Consider the following 23316-nt stretch of genomic DNA (forward strand, 5'->3'; position numbering starts at 1 on the left):
GAGCGGCCAGTGCGATTCCCCTGGTGGATCTACTGGCTGCTGCTGGTGCTCATCCTGCTCTTTGCGATGGCGCCGGTCTTTTCGGTGCTGCTCGGGGGCTTTCTGGCCGAGGCCAATGGCTGCGTGCTCAATGAAGGATCGATCAATCCCTGCATGATCGGCGGTGCCGATTGGGGTGGAACGCTCTATATGCTCTTCGTCATGGGCTGGTTTGCGCTGGCGACCCTGCCCCTGGGCGGTGGCGCGCTGATCGTCTGGCTGGTTATTCTGATTATCCATCGCATCGCCTGGGGGCGGATGCAGAAGGCTTCAAAACCATGAGTTTGAAAACGAGAATCATTCCCTGCCTCGATGTCGCCCGCCCGCGACGCCCGCAGCGCAGCGAGGACGCGCAAATCGAAGAAGGAAGCCGCCGGTGAGCCTCAAGACCCGCATCATTCCCTGCCTGGATGTGGCCGGCGGCCGCGTCGTAAAGGGTGTCAATTTCGTCGATCTGATCGATGCCGGCGATCCGGTCGAGGCGGCCATGGCCTATGACGCGGCGGGCGCGGACGAGTTGACCTTTCTCGATATAACCGCCAGCCATGAAGGCCGCGACACGATTTTCGACGTAGTGGCGCGCACCGCCGAACATTGCTTCATGCCGGTGACGGTAGGCGGGGGCGTGCGCAGCATCGAGGATATCAGGAAGCTCTTGCTGGCCGGAGCGGACAAGGTGGCGATCAATTCGGCCGCGGTGAACGACCCCGATTTCATCGCCCGCGCCGCCGACAAATTCGGCAATCAATGCATTGTGGTTTCCGTCGACGCCAAGCAGCGGCTGGGCCTGAAGGTGGGTGGCGACAATCGCTCCGAATGGGAGATTTATACCCATGGCGGGCGCAAGCCGACCGGCATCGATGCGGTGGAATTTGCCGCAAAAATGGTCGAACGCGGCGCCGGTGAACTGCTGGTGACCTCGATGGATCGGGACGGCACCAAATCCGGATTCGACCTCGAACTGACCCGCGCGATTGCCGATAGCGTTGAAGTACCGGTCATTGCCTCGGGCGGTGTGGGAACGCTGCAGCACCTGGTCGATGGGGTGAAACAAGGCCATGCCAGCGCCGTGCTGGCGGCCTCGATCTTCCATTTCGGCACCTTCACCATCCCTGAAGCCAAGGCCTATATGGCTGAGCATGGCATTGCCATGCGGCGCGACGCAGCCGCTGGCAGGGCGGCTTAAGTTCTATTGCAGGCGGCTTTCGTTTTCGCCAATGGTCCGCACCGAGGAGACCAGACAATGACCCTTGAAGAGCTTGAAGCGCGCATTGGCCTGCGCGCCGCCGCCTCGCCCGAGGACAGCTATACCGCCAAGCTGATCGCCCGCGGCATCAACAAGGCCGCCCAGAAACTGGGTGAGGAAGCCACCGAAGCGGTGATTGCCGCGGTGACCCATGACCGGGCCGAGTTGGTCAAGGAAAGCGCCGACCTGCTCTATCATCTGTTGGTGGTTCTGAAGGCCGAGGGCGTGCCGCTCGCCGAGGTCATGGCTGAGCTCGATGCCCGTACCGCCCAGTCGGGCCTGGCCGAAAAGGCGGCAAGGGGGACCAAGTCGTAATGGCCAAGCGTCCCGCCGCCCTCGACCCCTATCGCACCTTCACCAAGGACCAGTGGAGCGATCTCCGGAACGGCCAGCCCATGACGCTGACGGCCGAAGATATCGACCGGCTGCGCGCCCTGACCGACCCGATTTCGCTGGCCGAGGCCGAAGAGGTTTACCTGCCGCTTTCGCGCCTGCTCTCCTATTATGTCGAGGCCATCCAGGGCCTGCACCACGTGTCTTCGCGCTTCCTCAATACGCCGGGCGACAAGGTACCCTTCATCATCGGCGTCGCCGGTTCCGTAGCGGTGGGTAAATCGACCACCTCGCGCATTTTGCGCGCGCTTCTCTCGCGCTGGCCCTCGAGCCCCAAGGTCGATCTTGTGACCACCGACGGCTTTCTCTATCCCAACAAAGTGCTCGAAGCGCGCGGGCTGATGCAGCGCAAGGGCTTTCCGGAAAGCTATGACCGCGCCCGCTTCGTCAATTTTCTGGGCGATATCAAATCGGGCCGGTCCAAGGTGGCGGTGCCGGTCTATTCGCACCTGGTCTATGACGTGGTGCCGGGCGAGGAAGTGATCATCGACCGGCCGGACATCCTCATCGTCGAGGGGCTCAATATTCTCCAGCCCGGCGAATTGCCGCGCGACGGCAAGCCGATTGTCTTTGCCTCGGACTTCATCGATTTTTCCATCTATATCGATGCTGATGTCGAGGACTTGCGCGACTGGTATCTCACCCGCTTCTTCCGTCTGCGCGACACCGCCTTCCGCGACCCCACCTCCTTTTTCCGCAAATTTTCGGAAATGAGCGAGGAAGAGGCGGGCGTTTTCGGCCGCAATGTCTGGGAGACGATCAACCTGCCCAACCTGCTCGAAAACGTGCTGCCCACCCGCGGCCGCGCCGACCTGATTCTCAAAAAGGGCAAGGATCACCGGGTCGATGAGGTGAAGCTGAAACGGCTTTGAGCGAAGTCCTCGGGCCTGACCCGGGGGACCAAGCCCGGTCGATGGATGCCGCAATTGGCCCTCGGATCAAGTCCGAGGGCGGCACGGCGTTTGTCGGGACAAACTACTAATACGTCCCCTGCTGCGGCTGGCTGAGGATGATCAGGTTCCCGTCGGGGTCGCGGAGCTTGGCGGTCTTGAAGAAGTCGCCAATCGCCTTGGCCACCGGCTTGATGCCATGCAGTTCCAGCCTTGCCAGCTCTTCGGCAATATCGTCCACGATCAGCATGACCACGCTGGCCCCGGCCCGGTCCTCATCGCTCATCACATGCACCCAGCCGCCACCGGGCAATTTCCATTCGGCCACATCGACCATGGTGCGCGCATCGGCCGGGCGGCCGAACAAATATTCGTACCAGACCAGCGAATGGCCGAGATCTTCCACGGCAATCCCGGCCAGCACATTGGTAAGAGTCATGAACAGATCCGTTTGGGTCTTGTTGTTTTGGCCAATCCTAGCACAGCCGAAAGGTTCCGGGCATCCCGGTTGGCGGCGCGGCGTGGCGCTGCTATAGGCGAGGGCAATTGCAGGGAGTTTATGGCATGACCAGATTGCGCATCATCGTGGCCGGGGCGGGCGGCCGCATGGGCCAGGCCAATATTGCCGCCATTGCCGCCCATGACGATGTGGAACTGGTTGGGGCGCTGGACCGCGCCGGTTCTGCCTCTATAGGCAAGGACGCGGGAAGCCTGGCCGGGCTCGAGCCGCTTGGTGTGACGGTCAGCGACGATGCTGGGGCACTGTTCGACAATGCCGATGCCATTATCGACTTCACCGCCCCAACGGCCAGCGTCGCCCTGGCAGAACTGGCCGCAAAAAAGGGTCTCATCCATATTATCGGCACCACAGGCTGTTCCGAGGCTGATGATGCAGCAATTGCCGCTGCCGCTGTGGCAGGCGCGCGCATTGTCAAATCGGGCAATTTTTCTCCCGGCATGGTGGCCCTGACGGTGCTGGTCGAAAAGGCGGCCCGGGCGCTTGGCGACTATGATGTCGAAGTGCTCGAAATGCACCACAACAAGAAAGTCGACGCTCCCTCGGGCACCGCCCTGATGCTGGGCGAGGCGGCGGCGCGCGGCCGCAATATCAATTTGAAGGACCATTCGGTGCGGGTGCGCGATGGCCATACCGGCCCACGCGAAGCGGACACGATCGGCTTTGCGACCCTGCGCGGCGGCAATGTCATTGGCGATCACATGGTGATCCTGGCCGGACAGTCCGAACGTATTGAACTCAACCATCGGGCCCAGGATCGCACCATCTATGCCAATGGCGCGGTCAAGGCGGCACTCTGGGCTGCCGGGCAGAAGCCCGGCCTTTATTCCATGGCCGATGTGCTCGGCCTCAACGACTGAACCTTTCTCGATTCAAGGGACCAAAACATGAGCGGTACGCTGATCCTGGTGCGTCATGGCCAGAGCGAATGGAACCTCAAGAACCTCTTCACCGGCTGGCGCAATCCGAACCTGACCGAAAAGGGTGAAGGCGAGGCCCGCGCCACCGGCAAGGCCCTTAAGGCCGCCGGTGTGGTGCCGGACTATTACTTCACCTCCGGCCTGCGCCGGGCCCAGCACACGCTGGACCTGATGCTGGAGGAAATGGGCATCGAGAACGTCACCATCACCCGCAATATCGCCCTCAATGAGCGCGACTATGGTGACCTGGCTGGCCTCAACAAGGACGATGCGCGCGAAAAGTGGGGCGAGGAACAGGTCCATATCTGGCGCCGGTCCTTCGACGTGCCCCCGCCGGGCGGCGAAAGCCTCAAGGATACCGCGGCGCGCACCCTGCCCTATTACGAGGCCGAAATCCTGCCGCTGCTCAAGCAGGGCAAGACCGTTCTGGTCGCCGCCCATGGCAATTCGCTGCGTGCTTTGGTCATGGCCATTGAAGGCCTGACCCCGGACGAAATTCTCGCCCGCGAGATCGGCACCGGCGAGCCGACCACCTATAAGATCGGCCCGGATGGGAAACTGGTCGAGCGCGTGAAGCTTTAGGGTCGGTGGCTGGGGCATCCCCCTCATCCGGCGCTGCGCGCCACCTTCTCCCCGATGGGGAGAAGAATAGCGGCGAACTCCACTCCTTTTCCTCTCCCCATCGGGGAGAGGTGGCTCGGCGAAGCCGAGTCGGTGAGGGGGCGCTGCAAGGTTTCACGGATTCACGTGAAGCAAAGCCCTCAATGCGCGGCCGAGACCACCCCGGCCTCCCAGCCCAGGATCGCCCGCTTGCGCGGCACGCCCCAGTGGTAGCCGGTCAGCGCGCCTGATGTGCCGACCACGCGATGGCAGGGCACGACAAAGCTGATTGGATTCTTGCCCACTGCGGCACCGACGGCCCGCGAAGCGCTGGGCCGTCCGATATGTTGGGCGACGCTGGAATAGGTGGTGGCCTTGCCGCAGGGGATTTTGAGCAGCGTTTCCCAGACCTTGACCTCGAAATCGGTGCCGATCAGCACCACGCGCACAGGGTGATCCGGCGACCAGCGGCCTGGCTCGAATATGCCGGCGGCGAGCGCGGCAATGCGGGCATCATTGCGGGTGAACCGGGCCTTGGGCCAGCGATTGGCGAGATCGGCAAGCGCATCCTCGATACTGGTCTCCGCATCGGCAAAGCCCAGGCCCGAAATGCCATATTCGGTGGCCGTGACCACGGCGGTGCCGAAGGGCGATGGCGCGACGCCCCAGACCATGTCCAGCCCCTCGCCCTGGGCGCGGAAGATGCCCGGTGGCATGGCTTCATAGGTGACGAAAAGATCGTGCAGCCGCGAGGTGGAGCTGAGCCCCACTTCATAGGTGGTGTCGAGCACGCTGGCCTTTTCGCGCAAAAGGCTCTTGGCGTGATCGAGCGCGACCGCCTGGGCGAAGCTTTTGGGGCTGAGGCCGCACCAGCGGCGGAAGAGGTCCGTCAATTGTCGCTCGGTCAGGCCCAGCGCGCGGGAGAAGCGCGCCATATCGGTGGCGTCGGGGCCATTTTCGCTCAAATAGCGGATGGCGGCGCGGATGGTGTCGTAATCGCTGTCCGGCGTCAGCGTCAGGAGCTGGTTCATGTCCGGGTCTTTCATGCAATGGTCCGCACCGTTTTATCCGGCGCAGCAACGCGGTGCGACCCGGATTTGACCGAATTCAGGCCGAACGGCGCGCCTTGCGCAGGGCAGCGCCAAAGGCCCGGGCAAAGCTCGATTTGTCGGCCGTGGAGAGAAATGCGCCCAGCGCCAGCTCGCCATCCGGCGTTCGCAGGAACACCCCGGTGGTGCGCTCAAAACTGTCGCGGACCAGACGCAGGCGGACCTGCGTGGGATTGAAGCGCTGTAGCAGCTTTTCCCGGTCCGGAGAGATGGTAGCGATCTCGATCTGATCGGGCCAGAGAGTGACCTGCTGGCTGGTCCGCCTCCGGCGCGACTGGCGCAGGCTCAAAAGGGCAAGCGCTGCGGTGCCGGCCCCAAAGGCGGCGAGACCGGGCACGACAAATTCGGGAATGGTAATCAGGAACGGCGCGGCGATGATGCCCGCCAGGACCAGACCGAGCCAACCGCCCGCCAGACGCAAGGACCTGTCCGGTCGCAGCGTCGCGGCAAAGAGCGGACTGGTTGTGGTGGCTTGCATCATGTGTCCTCTTGGCCGAAATACTGGCAGAAAATCGGGGCCGAGAGAATGGCGAGTGTCAAAAAAGTGAAAAAGCTCAATCGCGCCGATGCGGAGGCGATTTTTACGCGCTTTCACGAGATCGAGCCCGAGCCCAAGGGCGAACTGGACTATATCAATGCCTTTACCCTGCTGGTGGCTGTAGTGCTCTCGGCCCAGGCGACCGACGTTGGCGTTAATAAGGCGACCAAACGCCTGTTCGAATTGGCCCCCACACCCGCCGCCATGGTGGCTTTGGGGGTCGAGCAGATCACCGAACTGATCAAGACCATCGGGCTTTATCGCGGCAAGGCCAAGAACGTCTTCGCCCTCTCCCAGATGCTGATCGACAAGCATGGCGGCGAGGTGCCGGACGATCGCGCCGCGCTCGAGGCCCTGCCCGGGGTGGGCCGCAAGACCGCCAATGTGGTGCTCAATATCTATTTCAAGCAGCCCACCATTGCCGTCGATACCCACCTTTTCCGTGTGAGCAACCGCACCGGTCTGGCGCCGGGCAAGACGCCGCTCGAGGTGGAACTGGCGTTGGCCAAACAGGTGCCGGAGCGGTTCATGCTCCATGCCCATCACTGGCTGATCCTGCATGGCCGCTATATCTGCAAGGCGCGCAAACCTGAATGCTGGCGCTGCCCGATATCCCAATGGTGCGGATTCGAACCTAAATCGTCCCTGCCCAATCGGGCGTGATGGCGTTCAACATGGGTTCAGGTGGCGGCGGGCATAAAGGGGCATGACCCAATATGACCCCGACGCGATCTATTTTTATGCCCAGACTGAGGCCTATGCGGAATTTTCCAATTTCGCGCCCTATGGCGTGGCCATTGACGATGTGTGGTGGCGCACCGTCGAGCACTATTTTCAGGCGCAGAAATTTGACGATCCGACCTATCGCGAACGGATAAGGGGCTGCACCCAGCCCAAACAAGCCAAGGCCCTGGGCATGACCCGCGCTTTGCCTATCAGGGCTGATTGGGACGATGTGCGCGACGAGATCATGCAGCGCGCCGTGACGACAAAGTTTGCCACCCATGCGGCGTTGGCCGAAATGTTGCTCGCGACGGGCAATCGCCAGATCGTGGAAAACGCGCCCATGGACTATTATTGGGGCTGCGGTGCAGATGGCACGGGGCAGAACCGTTTGGGCCTGATCCTCATGGCAGTGCGGGAAACCCTTCGCCACTCAGCTCCCATAGCCGCGGGCCATGGTGGCAGCAAAGAGCGGGATAAAGGCCAGAAATAACGCCTGAAGGTGGATGAACCGCCGGCTTGTTGCAATTTCGGTATTTGAAGGCGCGTAGTTGGCGTCGCCCTGTCCTGCTTTTGCCCAGCGCCGATAGGCAAGGGTAGGCGGTACGCTGAGCAGGCCCACAATGAGGAATGCACCCATCTTTCCCCAAAAGGCATGATTGCCCCAATAATAGCTGGGGTCCACAGCGCCGAAAAAGATGCGCAAGAGCCCAATGGCAATGACCAGCACGGCGACGGCCCCATAGGCGCCGTCGATCCGCGCCAATTGCGTGACGCGCTGGCCCGACAGGCCCGGGCGCACCAGGGCGAACTCTGCCGCAAAAATCGCGACCAGGGTGAATACGGCCAGGTGGTGCCCGCCGGCCAGAACCAGATCCCAATCCATTGCTGCCGAACCTTCGAGATGTTAACAGTGCACACATATATGAAAGCACATGTAAACAATGTCAACATCGGCGTCCAACAGCCCCTATCACCACGGCAATCTCCGCCAGGCTTTGCTGGAGGCGGCGCTGGTCATTCTCGAGCAGGAGGGCGAGGCAGGGCTGGGCCTGCGCGATCTGGCGCGGGCGGTGGGCGTGTCGCCGGCGGCACCCTATCGGCATTTCGCCAGCCGCGCCGCGCTGCTCGAAGCCTTGGCGGTCACCGGTTTCCAGCGCTTTGCCGCGCGCATGGAGGCCGTGGCGGCTAGCGCTCCGGACGATCCCATGGCGGCTATGGGCAAGACCTATGTGGTTTTTGCCCTGCAGAACGCGAACCTGTTCCGGCTGATGTTTTCCCCGCAATTGAAGAAGGATGGCCGGCCGGGCCTGCGCATGGCGGCCGATGCCGCTTTCGAGACGCTGCGCCATCTGGTTGGGGGCGATGTTCGGGCCGGACGCATCAAGGCGCTGGCCGCCTGGGCCAAGGTTCATGGCCTAGCCGTGCTGCTGCTCGATGGCCAGATCGCCATCCGCGCCGGCGAGGACACTGAAAAGCTGATCGAGGAGATCATTTCCTCGCTTTAGCCGGTGCCACCCAAATCGTTCTCGGGCGCGACCAGAGGAGCACTCCGAACGCTAGCCTTGTAACGGCAGGCCTTCGGATCAAGTCCGAGGGCGGAGCGGCGTACTGGGTGGGCCGGGGAAGCGGCCCAAAAGAATTGCCCCACCCGCCATCATGCTCTAAACCGGCTCACGGCCTTGTCTCAACTGCCGGAACCCCTTCATGACCCAGACCCGTTTCGATGTGCTCACCATCGGCAATGCCATCGTCGATATCATTGCCCCTGTAGAGGCCGGCTTCATCGAGCGCGAGGGCATGTCCGAGGGCATCATGCATCTGATCGACACCGATCGGGCCGAGGACCTCTATGCCAAGATGCCGCTCGGCCGGCAGCAGATTTCGGGCGGTTCGGCCGCCAATACGGCGGCAGGCGTCGCCTCGCTGGGCGGTCGCGCCGCCTTTGTGGGCAAGGTCGCCGATGACCCGTTGGGCGACGTCTTCGAGGCGGACCTGGACACCATTGGCGTCCACTACAATACCTCCCGGCTCAAGAATGGCGCCCTCACGGCCCGCTCCATGATCTTCGTCTCTGACGATGGCGAGCGCACCATGAACACCTATCTCGGCGCCTGCCATGAGCTGACCGAGCGTGACATCAAGCCCGACGAAATCGGCGGCGCCGCCATCACCTATATGGAAGGCTTTTTGTGGGACCCGGTCGAGGCCAAGAAAGCCTTCGTGCTGGCCGCCCACTACGCCCACAAGCATGAGCGCGCTGCCGCCTTCACCCTTTCCGACCCCTTCTGTGTCGACCGCTACCGCGCCGAATTTCTCGATCTCATCCGCTCAAAGACCATCGACTATGTCTTTGCCAATGTGAATGAATTGAAATCGCTCTACGAGACCGACGATCTGGGCGAAGCGGTGCGCGAAATCGCCAAGGATGCGGAAGTGGCCGCCATCACCATGGGCGCCGAGGGCGCCATGGCCGTCTTCAACGGCGAAGTGGTTTCCGTACCGGCCTTCCCGGTCGACAAGGTTGTGGATGCCACCGGCGCCGGCGATCTTTTCGCCTCAGGCTTCCTGCTCGGCCTGGCGCGCGGCCAGACCATGGATGCGGCATTAAGGACCGGGTGCCTCGCGGCTTCCGAAGTCATTTCCCATATTGGCGCAAGACCGCAGCTTGATCTCGAAGAGCTGAGCCAGAGGCATGGTTTGGCGGGGTGACGACCGGTCGCCTCCAGGCGATCGATCGCGCCAGCCTCGCAGTTGCCGCGATGAACGCCTGGAGCGCTATGCGCGCTGGGCCGGGTAGTCCAACTTATCCCCGCAGCCCTGGTCAATGAGATCATCCCCTTGCAAAAGGGGATGAGCGATGGTGCGTGCAGATGGCGAACAACGACTGATTAGCAAGGCGCGGCGGCGCGCCTTCGACACCTATCTCCGGTTTGGCCACAAGATCGATCCTCTCGCGACGACTGATGGCGAGTACAAGGAAGTCGGCTTGGGCCAAGAGCCCGTCGTAGCTAAAACGCGCTTCTATGTGTGGAGAACAGTCGGCGATGATCGCGTTCGCCCTAAACACGAAGCGCGCGAGGGCCGCATATTTGCCCGGAATGATCCGCCGGATGGCGGACCACCCGGTACCGAGCGCAATTGCCGGTGTTGGGCCGAATCCTATTTCGGCGATCCGGGCATAGCGGATGAGCTGCAGCCCCTGCGGCACGTCCGGCAGGTCGCCGCAACCGGTACAGAACTGTGGTCCTCGATCGAATCACTGTCTCGACCGGATGGCAGCCTGGCGGAAAGCTTCGTTGCCTTGCGAGACGGCACGCGCATTCAATCGAAATTTTGGCGTACGCTCGTTTCCCGAACGATTACTTTGGCCGGTGGCGGCAAGGTCCGCATTGACCGCGAAGCCGGACGTCAACAGGTCTATCTAGGCAATGAGTCCGAGCCTCTCTTTCGATCTGCTTGGACGCTGGGTGGTCCACGTGTGACACACGCCCAAAGGCGCATGGCCTTCATGGGAGACGCGGACACATTGCTGGAGCCGGATTTTCGGCCTGACCGCGTTGATCCATTCCGCGATCCTAACCCGCAGATATTGTCGCCCAATCCGATGCTCGACCTGTTTGGGGCCGGCGGCGGCCTGGACCTGCTCGGCGCGGCATTCCTTGCGCTCCACATGGCGCAACAGGAAGCTCCGGCGAGCCAGGGCATGGCGGAGGACGAGCGATCCGTCATCAGCTTTCGCGCGTGGAGTGCAAGTGGCGAGCGAAACGCCTTGCCGCTATTGGTCGACAGTCTGACCGAAGAACGATTGCGCCAATCGTGCAAATACCTACCAGATGCGCAGCGCTGGACAGATGAAGCGGCGCAACTATTGTCGCAGGAGCGGTGGACCATGAGCGCGCAAACCTGGGGAACCAAGGTGCATCTAGCGGTCAAGAACATGGTGGAGGATCTGAGAAAGAATTCTGCGGAAGCGGACAAAATCCTTCGAGCAGAACTGAGTATGACGATCGACGAAGAACGTGTGCCCTATGGCACCAGTGGCAGCACACGGCTCGATATCCTAGAGGACCGAAAGGGAGATATGGGGGCGGTCTGCGTCTATGATATCAAAACCAGCAACTACGGGCTGACCGCCGCGAGGGTTAAGAAAATAGCGGACCTAGTGCGAGAACACTTCGACGCTAAGATGTTCTTCGTCATTGAGCTAAGGCCCAGTCGATGACGACCGCTGCAGAAGTGAAGCGCTGGACCAAGTCGATTCTCGCGGAACATCCCGATCTTCGCCTGAACAAGCGGGAGCTATACCTCTCTCCCACGCATCACATTCATCGCTTCATTCTCTTCGCCGGCTCGTCAGACAGGACGTTTCCCACCCCAGTTGCTAGCTATCGCATTCTATTCATGCCGCCGTCCTACCCGACCGGCTATGCATGGTCCAACCAGCTCTCTGTGGGGTGGTCGACCGATCCGGAATTTGCCGAAAAACTGATCGTCTGCGTCCGCCAGGTTGTGAATGAGGCGCTCAGACCCCTGCACAGCATCGAGGGACTGATCAGCCTCAACAATACACAAGCCGTGAGGGGCTTCGGGACCACCCGTATCGGTCACTACCCGGTACTGCACGCTGTGGTTGAAGCGGCAATGGGGCATCTGGACGAGGTCTGCAACATCGTTGACGCCCGAGTAGCGGCATTGGAGCCAGGGCTGAACCAAACATTGAGCGCAGGCTTGGTCCTGCAGGCCAAAAGGCCCAAAAGCTCAGATGCCGCTTACATGATCAGTGGCGCGATCAAGGGGCTTCAACAACTGGACGAGGTCAAGCAGCTCGCCAACTACGCCCGCAAAGGCGACCGCGGTGCCATCGCTGGCTTGCTCCACCAATGGGAGGCTAAGCAGGTCCAAAAACTCGGCCTGGAATATGCCTGGCAGCCCACGCCCTTCCCGCTCGAGCTCCACCCCTAAGCCACGCTCACCCTTTTCCCCGCCATCTCTGCCAGAATCGCTTTCGCCGCTGCGGTCGGGTCGGCTGCGGCGATGATGGGGCGGGCGACGACCAGGTGGGAGGCGCCGGCGCTGAGCGCATCGGCGGGGGTCATGGCGCGTTTCTGGTCGCCCAGCTCCGCACCGGCCGGGCGGATGCCAGGGGTGACCACGGCCATGTTCTTGCCAACGATGGTGCGCACCATTTCCGCCTCGCGGGCCGAGGCGACGACGCCGCCAATGCCGATTTCGCGGGCCTGCTGGGCGCGCAGGGCAACCAGGCCCGCCGCGTCGCGGGCATAACCGGCTTCTTTGACGTCTTCATCGTCCATGGAGGTGAGGACGGTGACGCCCAGAATGGTTAGCGGGCTGCCTTGGGCCCCCTTCTGGGCAGCGCGCAGCGCCTTGGGATAGGCATGGACGGTGAGCATAGTGGCGCCGGTCTCGGCAATGGCCGCCACGCCCTTTTCGACCGTATTGTCGATATCGAGCAGTTTGAGATCGAAAAAGACCTTCTTACCCGCGGCCAGCAGCGCCTTGCCCAGATTAAGCCCATCGGCGCCGTAAAAGCACTGATAGCCGATCTTGTAGAAATCGACGCTGTCACCCAGGAGTGAGACGATCTCTTCGGCGCGGGCGCGCGTGGAAACATCAAGGCCCACGATCAACTGGCCAGTCATGGTCTTTCTCCCGATTTGTGAATTTCCCTCGCCTCGCACAACCAGACCCCAAGGGCAAGCCCTCTGTTGATCCTATGTCAACATAATAGTCTTGCGGCGCAATGCTATGGCATCATATCAAGCCGCTTTCTGCTTGTATTTACCGGACCTTATCATGCAGCAACAGGCATTGGCGGCCATGGTGGCCTGGATGCGGCTCGACACCGCTCTCAAGGCCTTTGAGGCCGCACTCAAGCGCGATCACAAAATCACCGCGCTGCAATTGGCCGTGCTGCATATCGTGGCCGAGCGGCCCCATATTCCACTCGCGGCCCTGCGCAAGGCCCTGCTCGCCCACCCCGCCACTCTGGGTCAGGCCATCGATGATCTGCGGCGCAAGGAGTTGTGCAAGGTGCGCACCAATCCCGATGACCGGCGGGCGCGCAATGTGTTTCTGACCGAAGCGGGCGCAGCGCTGGTCCATGCCGTGCCCATGGCCGGGCCGATGCGGCTGCGCGACGTCGAGGGTGAAACCGAGCGGCTGGACCGCCTGACCCCCGCGCTCAACGACGCGCTGAACCTGTTTGGGCTGGAGAGCTGGACGGGGCGTTAGGCTATGCTCGAATGGCGCCTCGCGATCCTGCCGAGGGGCTTGCACCCCTCACCCTAATCCTCTCCCCTGAGGGGCGAGGGAGCGCAGGAGAGCGACCCTGGGCGGAAAGCGTTGGCTCACTCGAACCAGTCCGCCGCAATCTCCTCCATCGGCGTCCAGTCGGTGAGGAGCTGTTTGGCGGCCAGATCAAAGACAAAACCGTTGCCGCCCCCGGGCGCGCCGATATGGCCCTGGTCTTCCTCGCGCGAAATGCGGCGATTGCCGATACGGCATTTGAGCAAGGTGCCCACCGCGCCATGGCCGCAAAAAATAGCGGGCGTATCGGGTGGCACCGAGGCGCTGGCGGTACGGATAGTGGAGACGATGCGCGCCTGCGCGTCGATGGCCCTCTCCCAGCCATCAATGCTCTGCTGGGGAAAGGTAAAGAACCGGTCCGCCGTTTCTTCAAACAGAGCCGGAGGCAGGAAGCCGGTCGCCGAGCGATCATTCTCGCCCATCAGATGATCGGCAAAGACCGGCGTACCGGCCGCCGCTGCGATCAGCTCGGCCAATTCCAGCGCCTTGGTTTCGCGGCTGGAAAACACCATGGCGCCCTTGGGCACCACATTGCGCGCCGCAAAGGCCTCGGCCCGCGCCCGCCCCTCAGCCGAAAGGCCCCAGAGCGGGACGGGGATGGCCGCATCGATCCTGACCTGGGGATGGGTGAGGTAAAGCGCGCGCAATCCTATCCCCGGCTGAAATGGGTGAGTTCGTGGACCATCTGTTCAACCTTGCGGATGATGGCTGGTTCCACCGGATCCCCCTTTTCGTCGAACGCCTCTTCGGCCGGGCCGATGCCGAGTAGGGTCGGCACGATCAGCGTCCCCACCTTGGTCAAGCTGTCACGCAGATGGCTCAGGGACCATATGGTGCCATATTTTCCTGAAGAGACGCCGCCAATGCCGAAAATGGCATGGCGGAAGACGCTGGGCCTCTGACGGCTGAGCCAAGTGACCGTGTTGACCAGGAGCGGCGGCACGCCGCCATTATATTCAGGGGTCGCGATGAAGACGATGTCATGGCTGCGCCACATCTCGGCCAGCCTGACCGCCGCCTCGGGCACATTGTCGGGTTCGAGATCCTCGTTGAAGATCGGCATATCGAAATCGGCAAGGCTGATTTCGGTGACGGCGACGCCCGCCTCGGTAAGCTTGCGGCCCATATGCTGCTGCAGCATGCGGTTATAGGACCCCTTGCGGATGGACCCGGACAGGGTAAGCGCCGTCTTCATATCGCCTCCAAATTTGTCGAACGTGTCGAAAGTGACGCGCGCGGCTCGTCGCTGCAAGACAATTGGCAGGCATATAGGCCTTTGCCAGTCTGACACAGTGTTTCAAGGGAGCAACCCAATGACCACGTCGATCTTCATCAATGTGCCGGTCCGCGATCTGGCCGCCGCCATGGCCTATTACAAGGCGCTGGGGTTTGATCACAACCCGCAGTTTACCGACGAGACCGCGGCCTCGATCGTCATCAGCGACACCATCTATGTGATGCTGCTCACCCATGAGAAGTTCAGGGATTTTTCCGGCACGCCCATCCCGGACGCGAAAGCCCAGATCGGCGCGCTCTATGCCCTTTCGCGCGACAGCCGCGAGGCAGTCGATGCCATCGCCGACGCTGCCTTGGCGGCGGGAGGGCGCGAACAGCGCGATCCTCAGGACTATGGCTTCATGTATGGCCGCGCCATTGCCGACCTCGACGGCCATGTCTGGGAATATGTCTATATGGATATGAGCCAGTTTCCCGCCGGCTGATTCCGGGGTGATATGGGCAAGCCGCGATACACTTGCACGATACACTTGGAGGATCAGATGCCATCGAAAATGACCATTAGCCATCTCAGTCACGATATCGGGCTGAAGAAGAGCTTTGTCAGCTTTGTCTGGGCAGATGATCCATCCAAGCGCCTGGGCCTTGAAGTGCCCTATGGCACGTCCCTGGCCGATGTCGAAACAGCGGCAGAGAAAGCCATTTCCGATTTCGTCGGGGAATTGCAGGCTGCCCGGATCGATCTGCCCTAAAGCAGGTATCGGCCCTAGGGGGCCCGCCTAGCGCAGGCCCAGCCAGCCTTTGACCAGCCGGCTATATTGCTCGCGCCGGTAGCGATAAAAATGCGCATTGGTCATCAGATGCCGATAGGTGCGTTTGAAGGCCACCCGCGTCCAGGGCCACCAGGGCCGACTGTCGGACGAGTAATGCAGGATATGCGGGTCGAAAACCTCGTGTGCCGGCTCGGGGTTTTGCATGTTCCAGCGCGGATCGAGCTCGAGGAATTGTCCGCGCAGCACGAAATTGAGGATGTCCTGGTCGTAATAGAACTGCTCCAGCTCCTCGGCCGGCAGGTCCTTGATGCCGGCGATGAAATCAACCTGGCCATAGCGTTCCAGATCGATCAGCATCACCCCTGCATTGTAATAGGGCTCGGCCATGGAAAAGCAGGACCGCGCCTTGAGATCCCTGCCGGCAATGCAATGCATGCGGTCCGGCTGCAGAACGGCGGCGATTACCTTGCCCTGCATGTCGATGGCAAACAGATTTTCAATCGGATTGCGCACAAAGGTATCCGCATCGATATAGAGCACTCGCGCCGTTCCGGCCGGCAGCAGCTCCTTGAGGAACAACCGCACATAAACGATCGGGTTGAGCCGCTTCATGCGAATGCGGGGAAAGGCCGCAATCCGCGCGCCCAGAATGTCGGACTGCTTGAGATCGGTCAGATGAAGCGCTGCGCCGTAATCACCGGCGATCGACTGGATGATCGCGCGGTTGTCCGGCCTGAGGCCGGTGTGAAAGACATGAAAGCGCAGCGATCTCGGATCGGTACTGGTCAGGCAGAGCGAGCGCATGGTCGCATAGGCCGGGCCCCAGAAATTGTCGTCAAAAGTCAGGACGATATCATGCACGAACGGGTCCCCCAGACCTTTAGCACCGGGCGGCCGACCCGCCCGCCCCGCGAGCATAGCTCTTGGGGCCTTCTCGCCATTCGAGCATAGCTCTCATGGCCTTGAGCCGGGAAATCGCTCCACTGGAGCGATTTCACTTCCGGCTCAAGCCTCAAACATTTTCTTGAGTTTGTCGAAGAAGCCGCCTGAATTGGGACTGGTCTCGTCGGTTTCGAGCCGCGCAAATTCCTCGAGCAATTCGCGCTGGCGCTTGGAGAGGTTCTGCGGCGTCTCGATATCGAGCTGCACATAAAGATCGCCGACATCCTTGCTTCGGAGCACGGGCATGCCCTTGCCCTTCAGGCGCACGCGCTGGCCCGGCTGAGTGCCGGTTGGCACCTTCACCTTGGCGCGTGACTGATCAAGCGTGGGCACCTCGAATTCCCCGCCCAGCGCCGCCGTGGTCATGGAAATGGGCACGCGGGCATAAAGATCGGCGCCATCGCGCTGGAACAGTTCGTGGGGCTTGATGGAGACGAAAATATAAAGATCGCCCGGCGGGCCGCCACGCAGACCGGCCTCGCCCTCATTGGCGAGGCGAATGCGCGTGCCATCCTCAATGCCCTGGGGCACATCGACCGAAAGCTTGCGGTTCTGCTGCCGCCTGCCCTGGCCACCGCAATCGGTGCAGGGCTGGTCCATCATTACCCCGCGGCCCTGACAAACCGGACAGGTCCTTTCAATGGTGAAAAAGCCCTGGGCCGCGCGCACCTTGCCATGGCCATTGCATTGCCGGCAGGTATGGGTGCCGGTGCCCGGCTTGGCGCCCGAGCCATCGCAGGTCTCGCAGGTGGACAGCGTTGGCACGTCGATTTCGACAGTGCGGCCGTCAAAGCTCTCTTCGAGCGAGATTTCCAGGTTGTAGCGCAGGTCCGAACCGCGCATGCGGGCCGCGCCGCCTCCGCCTCCGCCTCCACGGCGGCCGCCGCCACCCATGAAGTCGCCGAAAATATCCTCGAAAATGTCGGACATGGAGGAGGCGAATTCCGGCCCGAAGCCCGGGCCCCCGCGCGGTCCGCCACCATTTTCAAAGGCGGCATGGCCGAACCGGTCATAGGCGGCCCGCTTTTGCGGATCCTTGAGCGTATCGTAGGCTTCGTTGATTTCCTTGAACTTGTGCTCGGCCTCTTCATTGCCCGGATTGCGGTCGGGATGAAACTGCATGGCGAGCTTGCGATAGGCGCTCTTGAGGGCCCCTTCATCGGCGCCCTTCTGGCAGCCAAGCACCTCGTAGAAATCGCGTTTGGCCAAGATAAACTCTCTTTGTCGGTCGCGCCGTTCTGGTCGTCGCGCTGGATTGAAATCAAGAAAGGCCGGCTAGGCCGGCGCTCAAACCCGCATATGGGCAGGCCCGCGGGTATTAGCAAGGGGAGCTGGTGCGATCAACCAGCACGGATTCACGTGGAACACTTCGAGCCGTGCCCACAGGGCAAATTCGGTCCAGTGGACCGAATTTAGGAGAGAAGGCCATGAGAGCGCTGGGCTCGAATGGCACGGGCCCTGAGCCGAGAAGGCCATGAGACTGCGTGGCGGGCGCCAAAGGGGCAAGCAGCGCCAGTGGCGCTGCGAAAGCCAAAGCAGGCCACGAAAGCTATGCTTGAGTGGCAGCTCGAATGGCAGAGCCGATCTCCCTTCGCGTCGTAAACCCAAACAAAAAGCCCCGGCGTCTCCACCGGGGCTTTCATATTCAGTTCGACCAGACTTAGGCCGACTTCTTGTCGTCGTCGTCCTTGACCTCTTCGAAGTCAGCGTCGACGACATCGTCATCGCTGTCATCGGCAGTGCCATTGGCCTTGGCTTCGGCTTCCGCCTGGCTGGCCTTGTACATGGCCTCGCCCAGCTTCATCGAGGCTTCGGCCAGGGTTGCGGTCTTTTCCTTGATGGCTTCGGCATCGTCGCCATCCAGTACCGACTTGAGATCGGCAATGGCGGTTTCGATGGCCGCCTTGTCTTCAGCCGAGACCTTGTCGCCATAATCGGCCAGCGACTTTTCGGTCGAGTGGACCAGCGATTCGCCCTGGTTCTTGGCTTCCACGGCCTCGCGCTTCTTCTTGTCCGCCTCGGCATTGGCCTCGGCATCCTTGACCATCTTTTCGATATCGGCGTCCGAAAGACCACCCGAGGCCTGGATGCGGATCTGCTGCTCCTTGCCGGTACCCTTGTCCTTGGCCGAGACATTGACGATACCGTTGGCGTCGATGTCGAAGGTCACTTCGATCTGCGGCACGCCACGCGGGGCAGGCGGAATGCCGGCCAGGTCGAAATTACCCAAGAGCTTGTTGTCCGCGGCCATTTCACGCTCGCCCTGGAACACGCGGATGGTCACCGCATTCTGATTGTCCTCGGCGGTCGAGAAGGTCTGGCTCTTCTTGGTCGGGATGGTGGTGTTGCGATCGATGAGGCGGGTAAACACGCCACCCAGCGTTTCGATACCCAGCGACAGCGGGGTCACGTCGAGCAGCAGCACATCCTTGACGTCGCCCTGCAGCACGCCGCCCTGAATGGCAGCACCCAGAGCCACGACTTCGTCCGGGTTCACGCCCTTATGGGGTTCCTTGCCGAAGAGCTGCTTGACCGCTTCCTGCACCTTGGGCATGCGGCTCATGCCGCCCACCAGCACGACTTCGTCGATCTGCGAGGCGGAAACGCCGGCATCCTTCATGGCCTGCTTGCACGGCTCAATGGTGCGGGTGATCAGGTCATCGACCAGCGATTCGAGCTTGGAGCGCGAGAGCTTGAGCGTCAGGTGCTTCGGACCCGAAGCATCGGCGGTGATGAAGGGCAGGTTGATTTCGGTCTGGGTCGAGCTCGAGAGTTCAATCTTGGCCTTTTCGGCGGCTTCCTTGAGACGCTGCAGAGCCAGCTTGTCATTGCGCAGGTCGATGCCCTGCTCTTTCTTGAACTCATCGGCCAGGTAATCGACCAGACGCATATCGAAGTCTTCACCACCCAGGAACGTATCGCCATTGGTGGACTTCACTTCGAAAACGCCGTCGCCGATCTCGAGGATCGACACGTCAAAGGTACCGCCACCAAGGTCATAGACCGCGATGGTGCCCGAATTCTTCTTGTCCAGGCCATAGGCGAGCGCAGCAGCCGTCGGCTCATTGATGATGCGCAGCACTTCAAGGCCGGCAATCTTGCCCGCATCCTTGGTGGCCTGGCGCTGGCTGTCGTTGAAATAGGCCGGAACGGTGATCACGGCCTGCGTCACCGTCTCACCGAGATAGCTCTCGGCGGTTTCCTTCATCTTCTGCAGCACCATGGCCGAAATCTGCGACGGCGAGAACTTGTCGCCGGACGCTTCGACCCATGCATCGCCATTATCGGCCTTGGTGATCTTGAAGGGCACCAGGTCCTTGTCCTTGGCCACGACCGCATCGTCATAACGGCGGCCGATCAGGCGCTTGACGGCAAACAGGGTATTTTCCGGATTGGTGACGGCCTGGCGCTTGGCCGGCTGGCCGACAAGGCGCTCGCCATCCTTGGAAAAGGCAACCATGGAGGGCGTGGTGCGCGCGCCTTCCGCGTTTTCAATCACCTTGGGATTGGTGCCGTCCATGACGGCCACGCAGCTATTGGTGGTACCCAGGTCAATACCGATGACTTTAGCCATTTACTCTGCCTCTTTCTCAGCGAACCCGCTTGTGAAAGCCCTCTCAACGAAAGCAGCTTCCTGGCCCTTTCAAAGGCCGGGGTCCCTCATAGGTTTGTTCATACTTGCGCCCGCTAGGGGCTTCGAGGCGTATATAGGGGGGTGTCACCAAGGCTTCAAGCATGGCTCTTGGGGAAAATCCGGCCTCGCGGCCAAGGCCGCCGCCGGTTTTGCCGGCGGCCGCCAGGGTTAATCGTTGATGGTATAGGAATTGAGCGTGCAGATATCGATCTGCGGCTCGACCAGCTCGGCGCCGTTTTCCATGACAAAGCGGAAATCGTAAAGGCACTGGTCCGAGCCATCGCCAATGGTTGCGGTGGCCTGGTATCCCGCTTCGAGAATGCCGCTCTCGCCCAGCAGGTCCTCGCCCCAATTATTCTCATTGCTGGGCGTGGTGAAAAAGTAATGCAGGTCGTAGGAGCTATTGTTGATGACCGTGAATTCCACGGTTTGCGCCGCGGCGGGCAGAATGCCAGCCACCAGCGCCAGGGCGGCAAGGCCACCCAGCAGACAGGTCTTCATGATATGTCCCTCAAGCCGGCCGCCTTCTGCGTCCGGACCGGCAATGTCTGCCATTAGTCGCGGCCCGCGCCAAGCCTGCCCATTTCGCCGACAAAGGAAAATCGCTAGAAGCGCCTCATGATCACGCCCGGCACCGTGCTGCTGCACGACAATCTCAATCCCGACGGCCAGAACCTGCTGTTTGAGACTGCGCGCGAGGTGCTGGTGGCCCACACGGCAGATGAGGCGAGGCTTGCCCTTGCCCGCATGGCTGAGGCCGGCCGGCATGGCCTCTGGGCCGCCGGTTACTTGGCCTATGAACTGGGCTTCTTGTTCGAGGAGCGGCTCGAACCCCTGCTGCCCGCGCGCAGCAAGACCCCTCTGCTCTGGCTGGGCCTCTATGATGCGCCCAAACGCCTGGCGGCGGGCGCGGTGACGCCTCTCTTGTCGGCGGCGTCGGCGGGGCGCGTCGGCCCGGTCAGCCCGGCGCTTACCCCGGATGACTATGGACAGGCCTTTGAAAGGGTGAAGGCCCTGATCGCGGCAGGCGATTGCTATCAGGTCAATCTCACTTTCAAGGCGCATTTTGATCTCGAGGGCGATCCTCTGGGGCTCTACCGCACGCTCGCGCATAGCCAGAAATGCGCCTATGGCGCCTATATTCATGCCGGCGACCATCATGTGCTCTCCCGCTCGCCCGAACTCTTCGTATCGGGGACCGGGAATCGCCTGCGGGCCCGGCCGATGAAGGGCACGCTGAAGCGCGGACGCAGTCTTGCTGAAGACGCGGCGGGACGGGAGGCGCTGGCCTCAGACGAAAAGAACCGCGCCGAAAATCTGATGATCGTTGACTTGCTGCGCAATGATCTGGGCCGCATTGCCGAAATCGGCTCGGTCAAGGTGAGCGACCTTTTCACGGTCGAGACCTTTTCGACCCTCCACACCATGACCTCGGGCATTGAGGCCCGGCGGCGCGATGGCGTGGGCATAATCGACGTGCTGGAGAACCTTTTCCCCTGCGGCTCGATTACCGGGGCGCCCAAAGTGCGGGCCATGGAAATCATCGACCAGGTCGAGCAGGCGCCGCGCGGGCTCTATACCGGCGCGATCGGCTATGTGGCGCCAAATGGCGATTTTGCCTTCAATGTCGCGATCCGCACCGCCGTGATCGATGCGGCGGGCCACGGGGAAATCGGCATTGGCGGCGGCATCGTCGCCGATTCGGTGGCCGGCGATGAATATCGGGAGGCGCTGCTCAAAATGAATTTTCTCTCCGACCCTGCCCCGCCGGTGGTGCTGATCGAGACCTTCAAATGGACGCCGGGCGAAGGCTATGCCCTGCTCGACCGGCATCTGGACCGGTTGATTGCTTCGGCGGCCTATTTTGCCCTGCCTGTGAAGCGGGGCGAGGTCGTATCCTTTCTGTTCGGGAAGGCGCGGGATTGGACCCAAGCCATGCGGGTGCGCCTGACCCTGGCCGAAAGCGGACTGGATCTGACCGCGGTGCCCCTGCCGCCGAGCCCGGACAAATTCCGCTTCGCCATTGCCGATGCGACCCTTGATTCGAACATGGTCTGGCTGGCCCACAAGACCACCAATCGCGCCTTTTACGACGCGCCGCGGCAGAAGGCGCATGACGAGTGCGGACTGGACGAACTGGTCTTTATCAATGAGCGCGGCGAACTGACCGAGGGCAGTTTCACCAATCTGTTTGTCGAGCAGGAGGGACGCCTTTTGACCCCGCCGCTCCACTGCGGTCTCCTGCCCGGAACGCTGCGGGCCGAGCTGATCGCTCAAGGCAAGGCAGAAGAGCGCGTGCTCACTCTTGCCGATCTGCGGAAAGCCGATGCAATCTGGCTGGGCAATTCGGTGCGCGGCCTGATCCGCGCGCAATGGATAGACCGGGAGACCGCCAAAGCATGACCATCGCCATTCATGAAGACGACGTGCTGGTTGTCGTTGACGTGCAATATGATTTCCTGCCCGGTGGCAGCCTTGCCGTCTCGGGCGGCGACGAGATCGTGCCGCTGATCAACAAGCTGGCCGGTCGGTTCAAAAACGTCGTCCTGACCCAGGACTGGCACCCTTCCGATCATATTTCCTTTGCCAGCCAGCACGAGGGCAAGGCACCCTTCGATACCACCGAGCTCGACTATGGCACCCAGGTGCTCTGGCCCGATCATTGCGTCTGGCAGACCAAAGGGGCCGAACTCAGCCGCGACCTCAACATCCCCCATGCCCAGCTCATCATCCGCAAGGGCTATAACCGCGCCATCGATAGCTATTCCGGTTTCCAGGAGGCCGACCGGCAGACGCTGACCGGCCTGGCCGGTTATCTCAACGAACGCGATGTCGGCCGGCTCTATGTTGTAGGTCTTGCCACCGATTTCTGCGTCGCCTGGACGGCGCTGGACGGGGCGGCAGGCGGCTTCGATGTCACCGTTATCGAGGATGCGACCCGCGCCATTGATGCCAATGGCTCGCTGGACCAGGCCTGGGCCGATATGGCAGCGGCAGGCGTGGTCCGCGTGATGAGCCGGGATATTCTGGAGTGATCGAGGGCGCCTGCCATTGCGGCGCCGTGTGCTGGCGGTTCGAGAGCGAACCGGACGCGGCCACCGCCTGCAATTGCACAATCTGCCGCCGCTACGGCGCCCTTTGGATTTATGGCCATGAGAACGAGGATGTCTTCGTGTCCGGGCCGACAAGCGCCTATATGCGGGGCGAGAAAAGCCTTGCCTTTCACTTCTGCGCCAAGTGCGGCTGCGTGGCCTATTGGCGCGGGACCCAACCAGGTGCCGATGGCCGGCGGCGTCTGGCCGTCAACGTCCGGCTCGCCGAACCCGATGCGGTGGCCCACATCCCCATCCAGCGTTTCGATGGCTTTCATAGCTGGACCGATCTGGCGCGCGATGGCCGCGATGTGGGCGATGTCTGGTTCTGAAT

The 23316-nt window shown here is 61.8% G+C and carries 29 protein-coding genes; 18 read left to right on the plus strand and 11 right to left on the minus strand.

Going from position 1 to position 23316, the window contains the following annotated elements; translation table 11 throughout:
- The first annotated feature begins 9 nt into the window (after positions 1–9).
- The 4 genes from V8Z65_RS17720 (at position 10) to coaA (ending at position 2550) form a co-directional block, all read left to right on the plus strand.
- The gene (locus V8Z65_RS17720) at positions 10–321 is read left to right on the plus strand and encodes a hypothetical protein (RefSeq protein ID WP_338721481.1); all 312 of its coding nucleotides are present in this window, start codon (positions 10–12) and stop codon (positions 319–321) included.
- A gap of 94 nt (positions 322–415) precedes the next feature.
- Positions 416–1225 (plus strand): imidazole glycerol phosphate synthase subunit HisF, encoded by an 810-nt coding sequence (hisF, locus tag V8Z65_RS17725; RefSeq protein WP_338721483.1) that lies wholly within the window; start codon positions 416–418, stop codon positions 1223–1225.
- Between the two features lie 57 nt (positions 1226–1282).
- Positions 1283–1600 (plus strand): phosphoribosyl-ATP diphosphatase, encoded by a 318-nt coding sequence (locus tag V8Z65_RS17730; protein WP_338721484.1) that lies wholly within the window; start codon positions 1283–1285, stop codon positions 1598–1600.
- Positions 1600–2550 carry a type I pantothenate kinase gene (gene coaA / locus V8Z65_RS17735; protein WP_338721485.1) on the plus strand — a complete coding sequence of 317 codons (951 nt, stop codon included), beginning with the start codon at positions 1600–1602 and terminating at the stop codon, positions 2548–2550. Before V8Z65_RS17730 ends, coaA begins: the two co-directional genes overlap by 1 nt.
- Before the next feature lie 106 nt (positions 2551–2656).
- Here coaA and V8Z65_RS17740 read toward each other — a convergent pair whose 3' ends face one another.
- Entirely contained in the window at positions 2657–3007 is a 351-nt protein-coding gene (locus V8Z65_RS17740) for a VOC family protein (RefSeq protein ID WP_220305314.1), read from the minus strand.
- A 125-nt stretch (positions 3008–3132) separates the two neighbouring features.
- Between V8Z65_RS17740 and dapB the strand changes: the two genes are divergently transcribed.
- A complete protein-coding gene (dapB, locus tag V8Z65_RS17745; RefSeq protein ID WP_338721486.1) occupies positions 3133–3945 on the plus strand; it encodes a 4-hydroxy-tetrahydrodipicolinate reductase in 813 nt (270 codons plus the stop codon).
- 27 nt (positions 3946–3972) lie between these two features.
- A complete protein-coding gene (locus V8Z65_RS17750) occupies positions 3973–4587 on the plus strand; it encodes a 2,3-bisphosphoglycerate-dependent phosphoglycerate mutase (protein ID WP_338721487.1) in 615 nt (204 codons plus the stop codon).
- A gap of 179 nt (positions 4588–4766) precedes the next feature.
- On the opposite strand, the gene V8Z65_RS17755 is transcribed toward V8Z65_RS17750, so the two are convergent.
- Both V8Z65_RS17755 and V8Z65_RS17760 read right to left on the minus strand, forming a co-directional pair.
- On the minus strand, positions 4767–5636 hold the full coding sequence (locus V8Z65_RS17755; RefSeq protein WP_338721488.1) for a bifunctional helix-turn-helix domain-containing protein/methylated-DNA--[protein]-cysteine S-methyltransferase: 870 nt from the start codon (positions 5634–5636) through the stop codon (positions 4767–4769).
- Positions 5637–5712: 76 nt separating this feature from the next.
- A complete protein-coding gene (locus tag V8Z65_RS17760) occupies positions 5713–6195 on the minus strand; it encodes a DUF2244 domain-containing protein (RefSeq protein WP_338721489.1) in 483 nt (160 codons plus the stop codon).
- 45 nt (positions 6196–6240) lie between these two features.
- Between V8Z65_RS17760 and nth the strand changes: the two genes are divergently transcribed.
- Positions 6241–6915 (plus strand): endonuclease III, encoded by a 675-nt coding sequence (gene nth / locus V8Z65_RS17765; protein WP_338721490.1) that lies wholly within the window; start codon positions 6241–6243, stop codon positions 6913–6915.
- A gap of 43 nt (positions 6916–6958) precedes the next feature.
- Positions 6959–7468 (plus strand): NADAR family protein, encoded by a 510-nt coding sequence (locus V8Z65_RS17770; protein ID WP_338721491.1) that lies wholly within the window; start codon positions 6959–6961, stop codon positions 7466–7468.
- Here the strand turns inward: V8Z65_RS17770 and V8Z65_RS17775 are convergent.
- Positions 7409–7861 carry a DUF2214 family protein gene (locus tag V8Z65_RS17775; RefSeq protein WP_338721492.1) on the minus strand — a complete coding sequence of 151 codons (453 nt, stop codon included), beginning with the start codon at positions 7859–7861 and terminating at the stop codon, positions 7409–7411. The genes V8Z65_RS17770 and V8Z65_RS17775 overlap by 60 nt on opposite strands.
- 58 nt (positions 7862–7919) lie before the next feature.
- Between V8Z65_RS17775 and V8Z65_RS17780 the strand changes: the two genes are divergently transcribed.
- The 4 genes from V8Z65_RS17780 (at position 7920) to V8Z65_RS17795 (ending at position 11940) form a co-directional block, all read left to right on the plus strand.
- The gene (locus V8Z65_RS17780; RefSeq protein WP_338721494.1) at positions 7920–8483 is read left to right on the plus strand and encodes a TetR/AcrR family transcriptional regulator; all 564 of its coding nucleotides are present in this window, start codon (positions 7920–7922) and stop codon (positions 8481–8483) included.
- 199 nt (positions 8484–8682) lie between these two features.
- Positions 8683–9687, plus strand: a complete 1005-nt coding sequence (locus V8Z65_RS17785) for an adenosine kinase (protein ID WP_338721496.1) — start codon at positions 8683–8685, stop codon at positions 9685–9687.
- Between the two features lie 148 nt (positions 9688–9835).
- Entirely contained in the window at positions 9836–11200 is a 1365-nt protein-coding gene (locus V8Z65_RS17790) for a phage minor head protein (protein WP_338721497.1), read from the plus strand.
- On the plus strand, positions 11197–11940 hold the full coding sequence (locus V8Z65_RS17795) for a hypothetical protein (protein ID WP_338721498.1): 744 nt from the start codon (positions 11197–11199) through the stop codon (positions 11938–11940). The genes V8Z65_RS17790 and V8Z65_RS17795 overlap by 4 nt, the downstream gene beginning before the upstream one ends.
- Here V8Z65_RS17795 and pyrF read toward each other — a convergent pair.
- Complete coding sequence (gene pyrF / locus V8Z65_RS17800) at positions 11937–12638, minus strand: orotidine-5'-phosphate decarboxylase (RefSeq protein ID WP_338721499.1); 702 nt, start codon at positions 12636–12638, stop codon at positions 11937–11939. The two genes, V8Z65_RS17795 and pyrF, sit on opposite strands and share 4 nt — an antisense overlap.
- A 154-nt stretch (positions 12639–12792) precedes the next feature.
- On the opposite strand from pyrF, the gene V8Z65_RS17805 reads away from it, so the two are divergent.
- A complete protein-coding gene (locus V8Z65_RS17805) occupies positions 12793–13230 on the plus strand; it encodes a MarR family transcriptional regulator (RefSeq protein WP_338721500.1) in 438 nt (145 codons plus the stop codon).
- A 116-nt stretch (positions 13231–13346) separates the two neighbouring features.
- Here the strand turns inward: V8Z65_RS17805 and V8Z65_RS17810 are convergent, their stop codons facing one another.
- Positions 13347–13952, minus strand: coding sequence for a histidine phosphatase family protein (locus V8Z65_RS17810; protein ID WP_338721501.1), 606 nt, complete (start codon positions 13950–13952; stop codon positions 13347–13349).
- A 2-nt stretch (positions 13953–13954) separates the two neighbouring features.
- Positions 13955–14500: an NADPH-dependent FMN reductase gene (locus tag V8Z65_RS17815; protein ID WP_338721502.1), complete on the minus strand. Its 546-nt coding sequence runs from the start codon at positions 14498–14500 to the stop codon at positions 13955–13957.
- Between the two features lie 118 nt (positions 14501–14618).
- Between V8Z65_RS17815 and V8Z65_RS17820 the strand changes: the two genes are divergently transcribed.
- Together V8Z65_RS17820 and V8Z65_RS17825 are read left to right on the plus strand one after the other, a co-directional pair.
- Positions 14619–15026 (plus strand): VOC family protein, encoded by a 408-nt coding sequence (locus V8Z65_RS17820; protein ID WP_338721503.1) that lies wholly within the window; start codon positions 14619–14621, stop codon positions 15024–15026.
- A gap of 57 nt (positions 15027–15083) precedes the next feature.
- Positions 15084–15293 (plus strand): hypothetical protein, encoded by a 210-nt coding sequence (locus V8Z65_RS17825; protein ID WP_338721504.1) that lies wholly within the window; start codon positions 15084–15086, stop codon positions 15291–15293.
- Between the two features lie 27 nt (positions 15294–15320).
- On the opposite strand, the gene V8Z65_RS17830 is transcribed toward V8Z65_RS17825, so the two are convergent.
- The 4 genes from V8Z65_RS17830 to V8Z65_RS17845 all read right to left on the minus strand — a co-directional run bounded on the left by V8Z65_RS17830 (position 15321) and on the right by V8Z65_RS17845 (position 20391).
- Positions 15321–16175, minus strand: a complete 855-nt coding sequence (locus V8Z65_RS17830) for a glycosyltransferase family 8 protein (protein ID WP_338721506.1) — start codon at positions 16173–16175, stop codon at positions 15321–15323.
- 144 nt (positions 16176–16319) lie between these two features.
- Positions 16320–17465, minus strand: coding sequence for a molecular chaperone DnaJ (dnaJ, locus tag V8Z65_RS17835; RefSeq protein ID WP_338721507.1), 1146 nt, complete (start codon positions 17463–17465; stop codon positions 16320–16322).
- A 451-nt stretch (positions 17466–17916) separates the two neighbouring features.
- Entirely contained in the window at positions 17917–19830 is a 1914-nt protein-coding gene (gene dnaK / locus V8Z65_RS17840; protein ID WP_338721508.1) for a molecular chaperone DnaK, read from the minus strand.
- Between the two features lie 228 nt (positions 19831–20058).
- Positions 20059–20391 carry a hypothetical protein gene (locus V8Z65_RS17845; RefSeq protein WP_338721509.1) on the minus strand — a complete coding sequence of 111 codons (333 nt, stop codon included), beginning with the start codon at positions 20389–20391 and terminating at the stop codon, positions 20059–20061.
- 117 nt (positions 20392–20508) lie between these two features.
- Between V8Z65_RS17845 and pabB the strand changes: the two genes are divergently transcribed.
- The 3 genes from pabB to V8Z65_RS17860 are packed head-to-tail and all read left to right on the plus strand — an operon-like array spanning position 20509 to position 23314.
- Positions 20509–22293, plus strand: coding sequence for an aminodeoxychorismate synthase component I (pabB, locus tag V8Z65_RS17850; RefSeq protein ID WP_338721510.1), 1785 nt, complete (start codon positions 20509–20511; stop codon positions 22291–22293).
- Positions 22290–22925: a bifunctional nicotinamidase/pyrazinamidase gene (gene pncA / locus V8Z65_RS17855; protein WP_338721511.1), complete on the plus strand. Its 636-nt coding sequence runs from the start codon at positions 22290–22292 to the stop codon at positions 22923–22925. Before pabB ends, pncA begins: the two co-directional genes overlap by 4 nt.
- Complete coding sequence (locus V8Z65_RS17860; protein ID WP_338721512.1) at positions 22922–23314, plus strand: GFA family protein; 393 nt, start codon at positions 22922–22924, stop codon at positions 23312–23314. The genes pncA and V8Z65_RS17860 overlap by 4 nt, the downstream gene beginning before the upstream one ends.
- Positions 23315–23316 lie beyond the last annotated feature (2 nt).

Origin of the sequence: Devosia sp. XK-2, from assembly GCF_037113415.1 — a bacterium.
In the GTDB taxonomy this organism is placed as follows: Bacteria; Pseudomonadota; Alphaproteobacteria; order Rhizobiales; family Devosiaceae; genus Devosia.

What these genes read in the sequence shown, in the direction of transcription:
- V8Z65_RS17825 (WP_338721504.1), top strand. Translation starts at nt 15,084, where the DNA reads ATGCCATCGAAAATGACCATTAGCCATCTCAGTCACGATATCGGGCTG.
- pabB (WP_338721510.1), top strand. Translation starts at nt 20,509, where the DNA reads ATGATCACGCCCGGCACCGTGCTGCTGCACGACAATCTCAATCCCGAC.
- V8Z65_RS17750 (WP_338721487.1), top strand. Translation starts at nt 3,973, where the DNA reads ATGAGCGGTACGCTGATCCTGGTGCGTCATGGCCAGAGCGAATGGAAC.
- V8Z65_RS17805 (WP_338721500.1), top strand. Translation starts at nt 12,793, where the DNA reads ATGCAGCAACAGGCATTGGCGGCCATGGTGGCCTGGATGCGGCTCGAC.
- coaA (WP_338721485.1), top strand. Translation starts at nt 1,600, where the DNA reads ATGGCCAAGCGTCCCGCCGCCCTCGACCCCTATCGCACCTTCACCAAG.
- V8Z65_RS17730 (WP_338721484.1), top strand. Translation starts at nt 1,283, where the DNA reads ATGACCCTTGAAGAGCTTGAAGCGCGCATTGGCCTGCGCGCCGCCGCC.
- V8Z65_RS17815 (WP_338721502.1), bottom strand. Translation starts at nt 14,500, where the DNA reads ATGAAGACGGCGCTTACCCTGTCCGGGTCCATCCGCAAGGGGTCCTAT.
- pyrF (WP_338721499.1), bottom strand. Translation starts at nt 12,638, where the DNA reads ATGACTGGCCAGTTGATCGTGGGCCTTGATGTTTCCACGCGCGCCCGC.
- V8Z65_RS17795 (WP_338721498.1), top strand. Translation starts at nt 11,197, where the DNA reads ATGACGACCGCTGCAGAAGTGAAGCGCTGGACCAAGTCGATTCTCGCG.
- V8Z65_RS17775 (WP_338721492.1), bottom strand. Translation starts at nt 7,861, where the DNA reads ATGGATTGGGATCTGGTTCTGGCCGGCGGGCACCACCTGGCCGTATTC.
- V8Z65_RS17785 (WP_338721496.1), top strand. Translation starts at nt 8,683, where the DNA reads ATGACCCAGACCCGTTTCGATGTGCTCACCATCGGCAATGCCATCGTC.
- dnaK (WP_338721508.1), bottom strand. Translation starts at nt 19,830, where the DNA reads ATGGCTAAAGTCATCGGTATTGACCTGGGTACCACCAATAGCTGCGTG.
- V8Z65_RS17760 (WP_338721489.1), bottom strand. Translation starts at nt 6,195, where the DNA reads ATGATGCAAGCCACCACAACCAGTCCGCTCTTTGCCGCGACGCTGCGA.
- V8Z65_RS17770 (WP_338721491.1), top strand. Translation starts at nt 6,959, where the DNA reads ATGACCCAATATGACCCCGACGCGATCTATTTTTATGCCCAGACTGAG.
- V8Z65_RS17845 (WP_338721509.1), bottom strand. Translation starts at nt 20,391, where the DNA reads ATGAAGACCTGTCTGCTGGGTGGCCTTGCCGCCCTGGCGCTGGTGGCT.
- dapB (WP_338721486.1), top strand. Translation starts at nt 3,133, where the DNA reads ATGACCAGATTGCGCATCATCGTGGCCGGGGCGGGCGGCCGCATGGGC.
- nth (WP_338721490.1), top strand. Translation starts at nt 6,241, where the DNA reads ATGGCGAGTGTCAAAAAAGTGAAAAAGCTCAATCGCGCCGATGCGGAG.
- V8Z65_RS17820 (WP_338721503.1), top strand. Translation starts at nt 14,619, where the DNA reads ATGACCACGTCGATCTTCATCAATGTGCCGGTCCGCGATCTGGCCGCC.
- V8Z65_RS17755 (WP_338721488.1), bottom strand. Translation starts at nt 5,636, where the DNA reads ATGAACCAGCTCCTGACGCTGACGCCGGACAGCGATTACGACACCATC.
- pncA (WP_338721511.1), top strand. Translation starts at nt 22,290, where the DNA reads ATGACCATCGCCATTCATGAAGACGACGTGCTGGTTGTCGTTGACGTG.
- V8Z65_RS17780 (WP_338721494.1), top strand. Translation starts at nt 7,920, where the DNA reads ATGTCAACATCGGCGTCCAACAGCCCCTATCACCACGGCAATCTCCGC.
- V8Z65_RS17790 (WP_338721497.1), top strand. Translation starts at nt 9,836, where the DNA reads ATGGTGCGTGCAGATGGCGAACAACGACTGATTAGCAAGGCGCGGCGG.
- V8Z65_RS17740 (WP_220305314.1), bottom strand. Translation starts at nt 3,007, where the DNA reads ATGACTCTTACCAATGTGCTGGCCGGGATTGCCGTGGAAGATCTCGGC.